General features: G+C 35.0%; 11 protein-coding genes. 5 read left to right on the top strand and 6 right to left on the bottom strand.

The window, feature by feature from the left end:
- Window positions 1-68: 68 nt before the first annotated feature.
- Complete coding sequence (locus HX109_RS10530; protein ID WP_178951762.1) at window positions 69-1,157, bottom strand: SGNH/GDSL hydrolase family protein; 1,089 nt, start codon at window positions 1,155-1,157, stop codon at window positions 69-71.
- A gap of 281 nt (window positions 1,158-1,438) precedes the next feature.
- Here HX109_RS10530 and HX109_RS10525 point away from each other — a divergent pair, with 281 nt between their 5' ends.
- Entirely contained in the window at window positions 1,439-2,644 is a 1,206-nt protein-coding gene (locus HX109_RS10525) for an LETM1-related biofilm-associated protein (protein ID WP_178951760.1), read from the top strand.
- A gap of 2 nt (window positions 2,645-2,646) precedes the next feature.
- Here the strand turns inward: HX109_RS10525 and HX109_RS10520 are convergent, their stop codons facing one another.
- Entirely contained in the window at window positions 2,647-4,041 is a 1,395-nt protein-coding gene (locus tag HX109_RS10520) for a hypothetical protein (RefSeq protein WP_178951759.1), read from the bottom strand.
- 921 nt (window positions 4,042-4,962) lie between these two features.
- The gene (locus HX109_RS10515) at window positions 4,963-6,435 is read right to left on the bottom strand and encodes a BLUF domain-containing protein (RefSeq protein ID WP_178951757.1); all 1,473 of its coding nucleotides are present in this window, start codon (window positions 6,433-6,435) and stop codon (window positions 4,963-4,965) included.
- Window positions 6,436-6,872: 437 nt separating this feature from the next.
- On the opposite strand from HX109_RS10515, the gene HX109_RS10510 reads away from it, so the two are divergent.
- The 3 genes from HX109_RS10510 to HX109_RS10500 all read left to right on the top strand — a co-directional run bounded on the left by HX109_RS10510 (window position 6,873) and on the right by HX109_RS10500 (window position 11,816).
- Window positions 6,873-8,525 (top strand): alpha-L-arabinofuranosidase C-terminal domain-containing protein, encoded by a 1,653-nt coding sequence (locus HX109_RS10510; RefSeq protein ID WP_178951755.1) that lies wholly within the window; start codon window positions 6,873-6,875, stop codon window positions 8,523-8,525.
- A gap of 269 nt (window positions 8,526-8,794) precedes the next feature.
- Window positions 8,795-10,618 carry a sodium:solute symporter family protein gene (locus HX109_RS10505; RefSeq protein ID WP_178951753.1) on the top strand — a complete coding sequence of 608 codons (1,824 nt, stop codon included), beginning with the start codon at window positions 8,795-8,797 and terminating at the stop codon, window positions 10,616-10,618.
- A 10-nt stretch (window positions 10,619-10,628) separates the two neighbouring features.
- Window positions 10,629-11,816 carry a glycosidase gene (locus tag HX109_RS10500; RefSeq protein WP_255462674.1) on the top strand — a complete coding sequence of 396 codons (1,188 nt, stop codon included), beginning with the start codon at window positions 10,629-10,631 and terminating at the stop codon, window positions 11,814-11,816.
- 153 nt (window positions 11,817-11,969) lie between these two features.
- Here HX109_RS10500 and HX109_RS10495 read toward each other — a convergent pair whose 3' ends face one another.
- From HX109_RS10495 to HX109_RS10485, 3 genes are all read right to left on the bottom strand, one after another.
- A complete protein-coding gene (locus HX109_RS10495) occupies window positions 11,970-12,716 on the bottom strand; it encodes a phytanoyl-CoA dioxygenase family protein (protein WP_178951751.1) in 747 nt (248 codons plus the stop codon).
- Between the two features lie 2 nt (window positions 12,717-12,718).
- Window positions 12,719-13,531, bottom strand: a complete 813-nt coding sequence (locus tag HX109_RS10490) for a sugar phosphate isomerase/epimerase family protein (protein ID WP_178951749.1) — start codon at window positions 13,529-13,531, stop codon at window positions 12,719-12,721.
- Between the two features lie 81 nt (window positions 13,532-13,612).
- Window positions 13,613-14,449 (bottom strand): helix-turn-helix domain-containing protein, encoded by an 837-nt coding sequence (locus HX109_RS10485; protein WP_178951747.1) that lies wholly within the window; start codon window positions 14,447-14,449, stop codon window positions 13,613-13,615.
- 243 nt (window positions 14,450-14,692) lie between these two features.
- On the opposite strand from HX109_RS10485, the gene HX109_RS10480 reads away from it, so the two are divergent.
- Window positions 14,693-15,571: a helix-turn-helix domain-containing protein gene (locus HX109_RS10480; protein ID WP_178951746.1), complete on the top strand. Its 879-nt coding sequence runs from the start codon at window positions 14,693-14,695 to the stop codon at window positions 15,569-15,571.
- Window positions 15,572-15,742 lie beyond the last annotated feature (171 nt).

The raw sequence follows: 15,742 nt of genomic DNA, 5'->3' as shown, positions 1-15,742 counted from the left end.
CGGTTTAAAAAGTATGGACAACTTTAATTATTCATTTCTCCAAATTACACTAATAAACTTAAAATTAATTAGAGCGCTATACTTTTAAATTTAGGAACCATTTGTCTAGCCATTTCAGCATGCTCTTTAATGGCGGGATGTGTTGTGCATCCGGTTGGATTGATGTCGCGAAACTTAAATAGATAAATTTCGTTTGTGTTTTTATAGGTGTTTTGCACTTTCTGTAAGCATTCCAACAGCAACTCATTGTCCGCTCCTTTTACCATCGGGCTGTTTAACAAAACCACTTTTATCTGGGGATATTTTTTATAGATCATTCCTACAAAATCGATATAATTTTGTGTGAACTTTTCTTTACTAAAGTTGGTACGAGGCTTCTTTCCATCTCCGTTGGATAAATCGTTCGTGCCCAAACAAATAGAAACAATATCGGGAGTTACAACAGGCTTCCACTTGTTGCTTTCATCCGCGTTTAAATAAAGGGTGTTATAAACGTCGGGCATTACGTGTTGATCTTCATCGTTCCAGTTTCGGTACATGCCCATCCCCGAAACACAGCTAAGCGTAAAATTGGCATTTAATCTTAGTGCTATTTGAGATCCGTAGGAGTAATAAGCACTGTGCTGGTCGAACCAGTTTTTCCCAGTACCACATGGTATTTCTTCTGTATCCCCTCCCATACCGCAGGTAATGGAATCTCCAATAAATTCAATTGTTAAAGCGTGGTTATTTTCGATTTTCCCTAAATCTTCTGCTTCAATTTTATGGATTAAAACCCCTCCACTAGTGGCTTCCGTAGCTTTATAAACAACAATGGTATTAACCTCAGCGCTTGGTAAATCTATACTAATTGATGTGGTTCCTTGTTTTTCAATTAAATACTTATCCATATAATTCCCGTTCACCGAAATTTCAATGTAATTCTGTTCTCCGGAAGTAGAAGAAACATACAATTCTAGAGCATCCCCTGAAGGTTTAAAAGAGAGCGAAGACGCAGAACTTATCAATTCCAGACCGTTTGAAGTGGCAGAGGTTCTCCCTTGTATTTCGAAGCTTTCAGTATCAGAAAAATTGGTAAAGACTTTTAGGTCGCTGGTCGTTAAAGAAAAGTAGCTACAAAAAACGAGCACGATTCCGAAGATATTTTTGGTAATCATATTTTTGATTGGTTGTTAACGAAGATTGAAAGTAAAATATTTTTTTAAATATATACAAAATAACAACAAAGGTGTCTAAAATTAGAAAGGACATATAAAAACTATATGCCCTTTCCACCTAACAAAAAACCTAAATATTAACCAAAAAACTTATTTACCAATACTTACGTAAAAATTAAAAAGGCGGTTTTGCTTTTTTTGATTTTTTTGAGCCACTCCTGTAAAATTGAAGGTGGAAGTTTCTAAATCTATTGTATTTTAGCACCAGAAATTAATGTAGAATGAACCCCTCTGCCCAAGGTTGGATTGATAAGTTTGCCTCACTGGTAAAGACCCAGAAAAAGCATTATGGCAATTTTGAAGAATTGCATAAAGAAATGCGCAAACACGGGTTTATATATGGCGCGAATATTACCGTTCCGGCCTCTTTAAATACCACTACGGAACTTTCAGAGGATGAAAAGGCAAAGGTTAATCTATTATATGCGCTGTACCAAACATACTCGCTTGAGCAAATTGAAAATGCTTCTTTTAAAAATTTCTTAACGTCTTTACTGAATTTTTATGAAGAATTGGAAGCAGAAAAACTTTCTTTTTTCGACACCATTTTTTCGGGTTCCAAGAAAACTGCCAGGCTTGAAAAAATAATTCATAATAGAGTTTACATTTTAGATAACATCCTTACCAAAAATTTCCATAAGGTGCTTACCAATTCTCTTTTGCATATAGATGTTATTATTTACCATAAATATTTGTTAGGTGAAAAAGAGCTTCGTGATTACGCCGAAAAGTTGGAACTGATTTTAATAAATCTAGCGTATCATGCCATTAATATGAAGGTTGAAAAAACGGAAAATGACCGCCAGTTACTAAAACTGCTTAATGCGTCCATTATTTATGGGAGCTTAACAGAAAAGAAATTTGACGGAAGCTATCGCTCTTTGCTAAAAGCCGATTTTTCCCTGCCAGAAAAGAAATATTTTTTGGATATGGTTTGCCTTTCTGCCTGGGAAGACCACTCTTTAAACTACAAAGAATCGGAATTTATCTTTGGAACCACTAGAGACCTTGCCCTTGAAGAATACCATGCCATAGAAGCCATAGAGCACGTGAGCATCTTTTTTGAAAAACATAAACATGAGGTTTCCTTATTTAAAAATGCAAACCCTGTAAAGCAGTTCTTCGACAACTCCCATAGCCTGGTAAACAAGCTTATAAAAAGAAACAGCAAGCGCTTAAAAAAAGAACTTAAAGACAGTAAGGAGCTCCTTACCCTTTTAGGCAAGTCTACCACCACCGATCTCACCCTGGAAGAACGAAAAAAAATAAAAGATCAACTTCTAGACATATTTAAAACAATTCCCTCTTTAGCAATTTTTGCGTTGCCCGGGGGCGCTATACTCCTACCCATCTTTATAAAACTTATCCCGAAGTTATTACCTTCTGCCTTCGACGATAATCGCGTTGAAGAGGATGAAGAAGAATAAGATTAATTCAGCGCCACCTTTTTAATTTCTTTTATTTCATCTATAATTTGTTGGTAATTTTCACTGATTTCTTTAGAGGTATAAACCTTTTTTGGCAAAGGTTTAATTCTATCGAAGGTTCGATCCTCAAATCGAGTTATAACATCTTTTTCTTCCAGCCTACTTACAAACTCCCCCAATTTAAGCCTTGTAAAACTAGAAGAAAGAATTTTAGATAGGTCACTTTTATAATGCAACCACAGCCTTTGCAAACTAAAATTTTTACTATTGGCAATTCTACGCGCTTTATCTTTTACCCGCTGCACAATCTTTTGACTGTATCTGGCTGAAATTTGGCTTACTCCCCTCCCAATGAATTTATTGGACAACCGGCTTAAAATATTATCGCTTACCCGATTGCCATAAAATAAATCGTTTTGGAATTTTTCATCCACTTCATAAATAATTGCAACATTCTTTCTTCTGAGCTTTGAAAAAAACCGATGAATACGATACAAATAGAAACAATGTGCTTCCTTAAAATATACAAAAGCAGGCTTACGTACTTCGTTTTTATTCTTAAATGAGGTATTTAAAACAAGAGCAAGCAAGGGCGAGTAATTGGTCTCGTGAAGCGGATTGTTTACCACTGAAATAACCTCTTTACTTTCATTTGAGAAAACATGAAGATCCACTTCGTCTTTAGATAGAACCATAAAGGTTCGCTCGGTGCTTATTTTATTAAAATAATTCTTTAAAAATTTACAGATTTCCTCTGCAGCTTGTTTATTATTTCTATAAATAGAAGTAAAATCTTGTGCGAGCTGGCCAGCTTCAGAATCTTTACCAACTACCCTTACCAACTCCTCTGTATTGGTATTGTTAATAAGTGTAATTACGTGAGGGATTGTGCAACTGGAAGGATAATAGGTTTTTAGATAATAGATAATTCCGCTCAACAAACTTTCTGCAGCTTTCCAATTGAGGTTGGTGCTCTTTAAACTTGTATGTGTCTGACTAAAAATAATATTCTTAATAAAAACATGAGATGCTTTACGAATATCTCTTTTCAAGGGCAAATATCTAGGGGCTATTGGATTTACACGGTTGTAAATAATATCCAAGGATACCACTTTTAAATCCATCGCTTGATTATCAAATAACGGATACGCCAAACTCGTTAATTTAAAAGAATCGTGATCGTAAAAAATTCCACTGTATTTATATTTACTGAAGTGCTGAAAAAAGTGAAATGCAAAATTATCGACAGAATTAGTATCTGAAGCCCCAATTAAAGCAGTACCTTTTTGAATGTTATTTATATAAACATCTCCATTTTCTGTAGCTAAACGCAATTTGGTTACGGTATCGGTCTGGAAGTTGGCAAGTTCTTTAATAGATAAAAAAGCAGATATCATAAGTGTTTTTTTAGTGTATTAAAATGATTGAAACTCATAGAGAAAAAGCCCTGCTCGATCCCCTAAAGCATTTAATGAAGAGCAGGCAGTTATGAAATAAAAGGTTCTATAATTAAATAGAACCTTTCATCAAACAAACCAACTTGGTAATTACTTACCACCACTACTATCAAAACAATTTATAATTCCTTACTATTCGGGTTTTACCAAAGGAGCTTTTAAACCTTTTTAAGACCAACCTCGATTATTATAATTTTTTTAGAATTAAGCTTATTTCAATAATTCATTAAACTTTTTCATAGCAATCTTTATTCTTACGTTTTGGGAAAGTCCACAAAGCGCAATAATGATATTTTAAAATGATCCAACATTCAGCTGAAGTATTTTCAATCTCATTACGTTAGTAAAATTAGAGAAGTTCTAGCTTAGAAGTGAGCACAATTGATGATTTCATTACAACAATCCAACCGATGATAACACTAAAAGGTGGTTTAAGGATAGTAAGCACCTATTTGGCAGCCTTACTATTTAAAAATCAAACCATTGCCCTTAAAAAAAAGGTGAGTTTATTTTGACATATATTTAAGGAGACAAAGGAAAATTAGAGGATAAAAAAGGGAGAAATAAAAAGATAGTTTCAAAACCTTTAAGAGAAAACCTCCTATTATATAAAGTAAGTTGGTTAGCAAAACAACATTGTGTGTTAAAGATTACTCCAATAATTGTGGCTTTGAAAACTATCTTTTTTTGCTGCTAAAGTGATTTTTCCTTTTACAAAAATATAGAACAGGTAATATGCAGAATAACACTAAAGAGGAAAAACGTTGCTTTATCGAGCATGCTTTTAGATATTCATTAGCATAACATCGAGTTGCTTTAAAGATACAAGCTTATCTTAAGAAGAAAAACACCTTTACAATGTTATATCGTAAGAGTTCCTTCATTTTGCATTAATAAAGCGTTTCTTGCATTCTCCCACATCAATTTGGTTTGAAGCACATTATCATTTTTGGTTTTGGAATTTTTATCCAACATCATTAAAATATCCACATTTAGAAGTTTAAAGTCGTTCAAATTATGCATACTAAAAACCGAAGGCTGTTCTATAAAAGCCATGCTCCATTCTTTAAAAATCCTTCCAGATTTAAACCCAGAAAACATTAAGTGAATTTTACGGTGTCTTTTATCCTGTTTTATGTGCTCATATAGGTCTTCTATGATCTCTTTTGGGCCTTCCAACAGCTGCATAAAATGGCCATTATGATAAATTAAACAACCCGAGATATTGTGCTCTTTATTGAACCTATTGGCAGCTTCCAGTATATGTTTAAAATCTTCAGTTCTTAGATCCTTAGCTTCAGTAGAATAGTAACACAGTTCGAAAGTTGGATTGGATAAGTGATGATTCTTTTTGTATTCTTTTGGTAGGATCCCATATTTTTCAGAAAATATACGGGAAAAATAACTTCGGCTGCTCAAGCCGATTTTAAAAACTATTTCAGATATGCTAAGATCTGTTTTCTCCAAAAGCTCTTTCGCCATTATAATACGCAAATTGGCTATGTATTTATTGACACTGAAACCGAAAAACTGCTGAAAACCATATTGAATCCTTTTTTGATTTAGTCCGCTTTCCCTTTCTAGATGCTGTAACTTTAAAGGTTTCTCTATATTATTACTTATGTATTCGCTTAGATTTAAAATTTTGGTTATTTCGGTATAAGACAGATCGTCTTTTTTCGATTCAATTTTTCTATTCTCCTCGTGATCCCTAAGCTTGGAAGCCAGTAAATGAAAAACACAAGCCTCTTGCCTTAAGCGGTTCTCCAATTTGTTCTTCCCTTCCTCGTAAAGTAATTTCAAATATTTCGCATCCCTGTCTGAAATCGTTCCAAAATATTTATAGGTATGACCCTTAACAAAATTTTTCAGTATTTCATTTAAAAGAAGTGGCAATTGGCCACGTGATTCAATAACAGTTTTTCTATCATCATTTTTAAAAACTGAAATAAGTCCGAATTTAAGCTTTGTTTTTTGAGGTAAATGAAAGATGCTCGGATTATCGTTTACGCTTCCCACAATAATATTTTGAAATCGAAGTGCCGTTTCTGTTAATTCATCTTTTAAAAATCGATGTTGAAGCATTCCTTCTTGAATAGAGAGGAAATGAAGATACGCATTGTTCGTACACTTATAATTGAGTTCTAGGGAAGTATGTAACGTCATATTGAAAAGCATAACTTCCAATCCATCAAACAACATCACACTTTTTATAGTACCCGTTCCATTGGGTGAATCGAAATGTAATTCACCTCCATCTTTGGTATGATTTACAGTGCCTTCGAAAAATTGAGCTAATTCTTTTAAGAGTGCTAATGAATCTAATTTATTCACGTTCTGTTTTTTTTAGAGTAGCAAAATTAATAGGAATATCTCAACAAGATTACCATTATTCATTTCCAAAATAACAAATTCCGTTAATTTTTAACCCAATCGAGGTAATTTATGGTACAAATAAGGTTGCAATTCGGTTTTTAATATTTTTTTTTGTAAAAAATCGAAGCTTTTTAGAAGTAAAAGCAATTTAGTATGGTGTTCATCTTCAGTCTATAAACTACCAAATACATTTTCTATCGTTTACTAAAAACTTAAAATATTTCGAAATTTTAATCCTTTTTGCTTCTTCCCACTTTCGATCATTTTAAGTAATAAATCGATTAAATCTTGGCAAAACTCCGATTCTAAAAGCTATAAATTTGTAGATTTCCAATAAATTAGGCCTTTTCTTATTTTAACCTAACGCATATAAACCAAACTTTTAACATTAAATAATGAGAACTACACTTTCTATTTTAGCATTAATAACCATTACATTACTACAAGCACAAAACACAACTCCCGATACGGCAGTCTTAAAAGTTAACTTCAAAAAAACCCAACCGCTAAACCATTTATTGTTTGGCCATTTCCTGGAAAAATGCAACTGGGGTGGAGAAACTGGCGCAGACACTGGTTGGGATAAGCAAAATAATGCCCTTCGGGAAGATGTAGGAAAGTTGCTGGATTCCATAGAACCACCCATAGTACGTTTTCCTGGCGGCACCGATATTGACTATTATCAATGGACAGAATTAGTAGATAATGCCTACGACCGGGAAAATCCCGAAAGACCTCCTTATGATGGACGGGACGGAAATGTGATCTCTCAAAACGAATTGGGTTTCGACGAATTTCTTTCCCTTTCCGAAAAGCTCAGTTTTGAACCACTTCTAGTGGTAAACCTAGGCGATGCTTATTTTAAAAAGAAAACGGTGGAAGAAGCAGCCAGCTATGCAGCTTCCCTAGTAGCCTATTGCAACGCCCCAATAGATGCCAATCTTCCAGAGAAATATTTAAAATGGGCACAACTCCGTCTCAAAAACGGAAGAAAAGAGCCCTACAATGTAAAGTATTTCCAGATTGGAAATGAGGTGTGGGTCTTCGATAAAGAGAAAATGGGAAGAAATAAAAAGCTAGAGAAAAGCTTTGTAGAAGAATACTATAAAATTTTAGAAACATACATCGCCGAAATGCGATCTGTAGATGAAAATATAAAAATCATTATTGAAGGGAATCTCACCGGTTTTTCTACCACTGCCCGACAATATTTAGGAGATTCTTTTGATTTATTGGCATATCACCATTATACCCCTTGGGGAATGACAGAAGCATTGAACAAAAAAGGGGAATCGGTAGAAGTTTCTGATGAAGAACTTTACTATGCCTTTGTTTCTGTGCCAAGCTTTAAAAAAGAAACAGGCCTTTCTTATATAGACGACATTGTATTTACCACACTTTTAGAAAAAGATATCCCAATAGCGATGACAGAATGGAATTGGAATGGGTGGATAAGTGGCGATCTAAAAAAGGCCGGACATAAAGATTCTAAAATGGCACAGGGTATTGGAGCTGCTTCCTACCTTCATGCTATGATGCGAAATTCTGATGCCATTAAACTTGCTAATCAATCCATGTTAATTGGAAATAGTTGGGGAATTAACACTATTCATATTGATAAAAAAACCAATAAGGCAGAAATTTTCCCTACTGGCCTCGCTACCATGCTGTATGGCAAAAACCATGGAGATCGCGTAGCGGAAAGTCAACTACAGAATAGTGATTACTTTGAACAACCTTATAAGGTGGGGACTTTAAATCCATCAGATAAAGTGAACTTTTTAGATGCCGTAGTGTCTGAAGATGACCAGAGCATTTATGTACATCTTATAAATAGGGATTATAAAAATACCAGAAAAGTACAATTGGACTTGGGAAAGACAACAGTTACCGATCAAGCTGAACAGAAAACACTTACTGGAGCGATTTATCCTGAAAATGAAGACATAGCCTCTATAAATACAAAAATCTTAAATTTTGAAAAGGACGAAAAAGTAATAGAACTTGCGCCACACTCCATAAATATAATTGTACTGGACAAAGAGTAAATTCCTAGCTTCATTTATTCAAAACTATTTTAGCCTAAAAATATAAGGAGTACTATTTGTATGCTGGACCAAAAAAATAGTTTCGACACCAATATGAAATTATATGGTAATTATTTGATTATATAATATCATTATGAAATAGCAACTTCATTTAAATTTGCTCAAAACAAGCCTTAAAATTTAATAATTATAAAAAACAAAGGCTTTTTTTATCAAATATGCAACAACTAATAAGAAATATCCATCCAAACCAAACATTTTAAGACAGCATGCTCCAACCCATAGATATTGCAATAATTCTTTGTTACCTAGTAGCTACTATTTTTATTGGTCTTATAGCACAAAAACGTGCTAAAAAGAGTAAAGATGATTATTTATTAGGAGGAAAATCGATCCCTTGGTACATGCTGGGGCTCTCCAATGCGTCTGGTATGTTCGACATTTCCGGAACCATGTGGCTGGTAACCGCCAGCTTTGTATACGGCTTAAAAAGTATTTGGATCCCTTGGCTTTGGCCAGTTTTTAACCAGGTTTTCTTAATGGTTTATTTATCTTCTTGGTTACGAAGATCTAATGTAACCACAGGAGCAGAGTGGATTTGGTTTCGTTTCGGAAAAGGACAAGGAGGTAGACGCTCTCACACCATAGTGGTGATTTTCGCAATAGTAAGCTGCCTTGGTTTTCTGGCCTACGGATTTATAGGTCTAGGGAAATTTGTAGAGATTTTTATTCCTTGGGAAATTGTAAGTCCGTTTATACCATTTGATATTCCACTAGCCTATGTGCCACATTTTTACGGTACAGTATTTACCTTCTTTGCGGTATTCTATACCGTTATTGGAGGAATGTCGGGGATTGTTTTTACAGATTTGCTTCAGTTTACCATAATGACCATTTCTTCGGTGGCAATAGCCTATTTTGCTTGGGATGCCATGGGAACGGAGACACTGAACACCCCCGATGGTTGGCTGACACCTTTTTTCGGTTGGACTCTAGACATGGATTGGTCTGGCATAATTTCAGAAGTAAATGAAAAAATTGAGTCAGATGGTTATTCCCTCTTCGGAATATTCTTTATGCTCATGGTTTTTAAAGGAATTTTATGCAGTATTGCTGGCCCCGCTCCCAACTTCGACATGCAAAAAATACTTTCTACCAAATCCCCTAAAGAGGCGGCAAAAATGAGCGGCTTTGTATCCCTTGCGTTAATGCCTACCAGGTATTTGATGATTGGTGGTTTTGCCGTATTGGGAATTCTATATTACGACAGGCTAAATTTGGAAAGGGCTGGATTTATTGATTTTGAGAATATTTTACCCTCGGCGATCAACCAATTTGTTCCCGTAGGATTAACAGGACTGCTCCTAGCAGGCCTACTGGCTGCTTTTATGTCTACTTTTGCCGGTACCTTAAATGCCGCTCAGGCCTATATTGTAAACGATATTTATTTAAGTAAAAACCCTCACGCTAGTCCTAAGCAAATAAAGACCATGAATTATTCCAGTGGTATAATTGTGGTACTTGTGAGTATTACACTAGGTTTCTTTATTTCTGATGTTAACTCCATTACCCAATGGATTGTTTCTGCCCTCTGGGGAGGTTACATTGTATCCAATATTTTAAAGTGGCATTGGTGGCGATTTAATGGTGAAGGTTATTTTTGGGGAATGCTTTCCGGTTTAATCCCGGCCATCATTTTCCCAATCGTTTTTCCGGATACCTTAGAGCTGTACCTGTTTCCGCTACTCTTTGTTATCACCTTGGCAGGATGTATTATTGGAACATATTCCGCTAAACCAACAGACACTGCACAACTTAAGGAATTCTATAAAAGAACCAGACCGTGGGGATTCTGGAAGCCAATTCAAGAGGAAGTTATTTTAGAAGACCCTTCATTTCAAAAAAATACGCTGTTCAAGCGGGATATGTTCAACATTTTTGTAGGAACCACCGCTCAGACATTGCTAGTAATAGTTCCACTCTATTTAATTTTAAGGGAATACACCTCCTTACTAATTTGCATTGCCGTTTTAGCCATATGCGCAGTCATTTTAAAGAAGTTGTGGTGGGACAAATTAGACGATCAATTATAATTCCTGAACTATGATACATAAAAATGCTACTCGAAAAATAAAGAATTACGAAAGTTTAATGGAGAATTATAAAAGCTTAATAGAAAGAAAAAATATAGCTGTTCCACAAGAAAGTAACCTCTTTACGCGATATAAATACCCCATTGTTACCGCAAAACATATTCCTATCTCATGGCGTTTCGACTTAAATGTTGAGAGCAATCCATTTGGCTTAGAACGCATAGGTGTTAACGCTGCATTTAATGCAGGTGCCATTAAATGGAAAGGTAAGTATGTTTTGGCCGTAAGGGTTGAAGGAAATGATAGAAAATCTTATTTTGCTTTTGCTGAAAGTGACAACGGAATTGATAATTTTAAATTTTGGAACAAACCCCTACTCGTTCCCGAAAACGACGAAGAGGATATAAATGTTTATGATATTCGCTTAACTGCTCATGAAGACGGTTACGTCTATGGAGTTTTTTGTACTGAAAAAAAAGACCCCAATGCTCCCGCCGGAGACACTTCTGCGGCTATTGCCAATGCAGGGATTATTCGTTCTAAAAATTTAGAGGACTGGGAACGTCTTCCCAATTTAATATCACCCTCCAATCAACAAAGAAATGTAGTATTGCACCCCGAGTTTGTTGATGGTAAATATGCGCTGTACACCAGACCACAAGATGGCTTTATCGAGACTGGAGCTGGAGGAGGCATAGGCTTAGGCTTTATTGAAGATATGGCCAACCCTGCGGTAAAAGAAGAAGTTATTGTAAATAACAAGGAGTACCATACCGTTTATGAACTAAAAAATGGACTTGGACCTGCCCCTATTAAAACTGAAAAAGGCTGGCTTCATTTGGCTCACGGAGTTAGAAATACAGCAGCCGGACTCCGATATGTTCTCTATTTGTTTATGACCGATTTGGATGATATCACTAAAATAACTCACTTCCCAGGCGGCTATTTTATGGCACCAAACGAACAAGAAATCATCGGTGACGTTTCTAATGTATTATTCTGTAATGGATGGATTGCAGACGATAACGGCAAAGTCTTTATTTATTATGCTTCTTCCGACACTAGAATGCATCTAGCTACTACTTCCATAGAAGTGCTTGTAGACTATTGTATGAATACTCCATCTGATGGTTTAGCCAGCAATAAATCAGTGGAAAATATTATAGATCTTATTGATAAAAACGCAGAGATCATTTAATATAGAACCAAAAATTCAAACCAAAACCCTTCATCCCAAAACTTAGTTTAGGGATGAGGGTTTTTTAATATATTATTGAGGTCTAAACAACCGGGCTTACTTGTTGAAATTTACTGCTTAAACTCAGCACCCTTTCTACCAATTATATCAGTTCTATATGTAAATCAATGGATTTCCTCCTTTATTCTCACCTCTACAGTGGTATATTTTGTGGTCCTTATTGTTTGGATGGTCTTTATTCAGTTCTAGATCTGTACTAAAATACCGCATCGTAAAACCTGTCCTTCTCCTATTACTGGTATTGGCATTGGCTCCGTGAATAATCCTGGAGTCGTGAAGGGAATATTGATTCGGTTTCAGTTCAAACCAAACCACCTCTTCTTCATCCACATTGGTAGCAATCTCAGAATCGAACGTAGCCGTTTCCGTCTCCAAATCCTTATAACTAGAAAACCCATTATGATGCGTGCCCGGCACAACGCCCATGCAACCATTTTGTTTTGTAGATTCATCGATAGCCAACCAAACAGTTACCACCTTATCGAAAGAATCGAACCTTCCTTCCCAATAAGCACTGTCCTCGTGCCAAGGGGTTCGTTTTCCTGTAAAAGGCTCCTTGCAAATAAAATGACTGCTCCAAAGTCCGATATTAGGCCCGATAATACCTTCCACTACATCTAAAACCTCATCGGCCATTAAAAAAGAAAACAATCGATCGTCATCAAAGTGAGGAACATCTAAAGCCGATGCAGAAGCATTTCCTTTTTTCTCCAAAGTCACTTCGAAAATAGCTTTTAGCTTTTCAAATTTATCCGAAGAGAATAATTCCCTTCCAGTTAATAAATAACCATTATCTGTATAAAATTGTTTTTCTGTTTCCGTAATTTTAGCAGCTGCCATACTTATACTTTTAAATTTTCTTTTAAAAATTGCATCATTTCAAAATTAATATCCCATATCGAGGCTACAGGCTTGTTGGTATAGGGTAATGTTGGTAGATAAGGAGCCGGGCCAAATTCGCAAGTTATCGGCAATTCTTCGACACCTCTCTCTTTGGCAGAATCCACAATGCTCTGCCACCAAGTTAAATGTGAGTTTAAAGCCTCCCCATGCTCTGGCGCAAACGGATGATTTACTTGCGGAGCTTCTTCATTTCCTACCCTAGCATGGATATGATAGGAGTTTTCTATTGCTTTATCCAAAAACGTAGAATGGTTCTCCAACAAAGATTCACTTACAACGCACCAATGGGAAAAATCTGCGGTTAGTTTAAGTGATGGACTTCTCTCCAGATATTTAGACAAGGTCGTGGGGTTAAAAGAAAAACGCCCCCTATGGATTTCGTGCGTTAGCAAAAAATCTTTACCTTTTACACAATTTTCTGCGGCTTCCAGTAGGGAAAGATTTTCCTCGAAGGTAAAATAATCTTTACCCGTATGGCAGTTAATATGTGTAGGGTTAAGACTTAAAATCCTATTCAATCTCTGTATGTAATCTTTCTTATAGTCTTCAAAATCATTTCCAGTTGCCAACGGATGCTGTGCGAGGAGCTTTAAACCTTTATCTTTAAATAACTGTGGAATACCTTCAAAATCCGTAGACAATTCAACTGTATATTCTGCCCCATCGTATCCTTTGTTTTTAATTTTAGACAGAGCATCCTCCAATGGCATTTCCATAATGGACCAGATTGGGTAATAATATAAAATTCTCATAAACTAGTTTGGTTTAAGCACAAAGTTAAGAGAGATATTTTTAATAACTATTGAAGGATTTACGCATTTTATCATACAAAATCACGAATTTTTATAAGCTTTCATGTTTCTATCCTTAAACTCCCTCGGCGTCATACCCTTGAGTTCTTTAAAGGTTCGGTAGAAATAATTCAGATTATTAAATCCGCTTTTAGCAGCCACTTCCTTAATCTCATCATTTGTTGAAAGTAATTGAGATACTGCCCAATCAATTTTTAATCCGTTTACATATTGTGTCAGGGTTTTATTATGCAACTGCTTGATTATGATATTAATATAGCTTTGCGTTCGATTGCAATATTCAACAAAGGTATGTACGCTTGCATGTTCTAAATTGGAATTCAAAAATCTTTCAGTTGCCAAATTCAACCATGCAGGCCCAAAATTGTTTGTATCGTAACGAGGTTCTAATGACTGCAAAAGCCCAATAAGTAAAAAATCTAACCAAAATATGGAGCGCTCCTGCTTTAGGGCCTTTTGCCCTATGGTATTAAGACTGAATAGTGTGGTTTGCGATAAACTTAATTTTCGAATATTAGACTCCACTGTCCAGTAATTCACAGTGATTATATCCTGATACCTATGTTTAATATAATTGAATACACTTTCTGGAAATGCCAAGTTATAAATTACGATACCGTCATTAACAGCATTAAATAAAAAGGTATGTGCATCTTTAGGATGAATAAAAAATAAATCCCCTGTACTTATTTTTACTCTTTCACCATTAATAAAATGACCTGCATTCCCTTCAGAAATCCAAAAAACTTCATAATAATCATGGGTGTGGTAGTCAATGTTAGAGGTTTTATCGAGGTAATTCCGGGAAAAATGAAAATGCTGATTATCATCTAGAAAATTAGATAGCTTAAATTCCATGGAAGACTTATACATTTTTAAACTTTTATAAACATAAAAAAACATTATTAAATCGAAACATTTGTTCATAACTTAACATTATTTCGAAATAATAGATCATAACCTGCTAAAACTAGATTATCTTACATTAATAAGATATAATATTGTCAAAAAATTATTTTTTAATTAATATTACGTAATATTTCAATTATACTATTAAAAAGAAACCTAAACAAATAAACAACTATTCTAATCCAAAATTTCATGGATATTCTTAAAAAATTTCATCGTGAAATAACACCGTTGTCTGATCAAGACTGTTTTTTAATTTTCGACCGTGTAAAAAATCACTTTGATTTCCCCATACATTATCATCCCGAATATGAGCTTAATTTTATTAGCAATGGAAATGGGGTGAGAAGAATTGTAGGGGATAGCATCGAGGAAATTGAGGATATAGAACTGGTTTTGGTTGGCCCAAATTTGTACCACGGCTGGGAAACCCATAACTGCAAAAACGATGATATCCATGAGATTACGATTCAGTTTCAGGAAAACCTATTCAACGCAGATTTTTTAGGCAGGAGTATTATGAAGCCTATAAAAGACTTGTTCTGGCGATCGGCTCATGGCATATGTTTTTCTAGGGAAACTGCTTTGGCCATTGCGCCAGACATCACGGCGGCTTCTAAACTGGACGGTATGGACTATTTCTTAAAAATGATTTCAATCTTACATGACTTAGCAAACTCCAGGAACCAAAGACTGCTATCCACAAACACCTTCTTAAATACTGATTTTCAGAGTAATGAAGATATCCAAAAGGTCTATAATTACATTCATAACAACTACGCATCTAAAATAACGTTAAGCCAGATGGCCAAGCTTATAAATATGAGCAATGTTTCCTTTAATAGGTTTATGAAAAGGCATACTGGAAAAACACTTATAGAATACCTAAACGATGTAAGAATTGGTTATGCTTCCCAATGGCTTATAGAAAAAGATTACAGTATTTCTGAAATTGCATATATGTGCGGTTTTAATAGTATTGCCAACTTCAACCGGGTTTTTAAAAACAGTAAAGGAAGAACCCCTACACAGTATAAAGATGATTTTTCTGGAATTCGTAGAGTGCTTTAAAATACAATAGGCGCTTTTTAAATTCTTAATTCACAAACAATCCATCGCAGTAAGTCAAATTAATAAATTCATTTTTCAAACCTCCATAAATGATTATTTATCAAAATAATTACTAATATTATAAGGTATTGATAATATCCTGTTAATTTTAAATGTTAAACTAAGTTAATT

The organism is Galbibacter sp. BG1 (assembly GCF_013391805.1).
Taxonomy (GTDB): Bacteria; Bacteroidota; Bacteroidia; order Flavobacteriales; family Flavobacteriaceae; genus Galbibacter.
This window is presented reverse-complemented; position numbering and strand designations above follow the sequence as displayed.

Bases quoted from the DNA above. Each gene is read 5' to 3' on its own strand.
- HX109_RS10480 (WP_178951746.1), top strand. From the start codon at position 14,693: ATGGATATTCTTAAAAAATTTCATCGTGAAATAACACCGTTGTCTGAT.
- HX109_RS10525 (WP_178951760.1), top strand. From the start codon at position 1,439: ATGAACCCCTCTGCCCAAGGTTGGATTGATAAGTTTGCCTCACTGGTA.
- HX109_RS10520 (WP_178951759.1), bottom strand. From the start codon at position 4,041: ATGATATCTGCTTTTTTATCTATTAAAGAACTTGCCAACTTCCAGACC.
- HX109_RS10530 (WP_178951762.1), bottom strand. From the start codon at position 1,157: ATGATTACCAAAAATATCTTCGGAATCGTGCTCGTTTTTTGTAGCTAC.
- HX109_RS10495 (WP_178951751.1), bottom strand. From the start codon at position 12,716: ATGGCAGCTGCTAAAATTACGGAAACAGAAAAACAATTTTATACAGAT.
- HX109_RS10485 (WP_178951747.1), bottom strand. From the start codon at position 14,449: ATGGAATTTAAGCTATCTAATTTTCTAGATGATAATCAGCATTTTCAT.
- HX109_RS10510 (WP_178951755.1), top strand. From the start codon at position 6,873: ATGAGAACTACACTTTCTATTTTAGCATTAATAACCATTACATTACTA.
- HX109_RS10500 (WP_255462674.1), top strand. From the start codon at position 10,629: ATGATACATAAAAATGCTACTCGAAAAATAAAGAATTACGAAAGTTTA.
- HX109_RS10490 (WP_178951749.1), bottom strand. From the start codon at position 13,531: ATGAGAATTTTATATTATTACCCAATCTGGTCCATTATGGAAATGCCA.
- HX109_RS10505 (WP_178951753.1), top strand. From the start codon at position 8,795: ATGCTCCAACCCATAGATATTGCAATAATTCTTTGTTACCTAGTAGCT.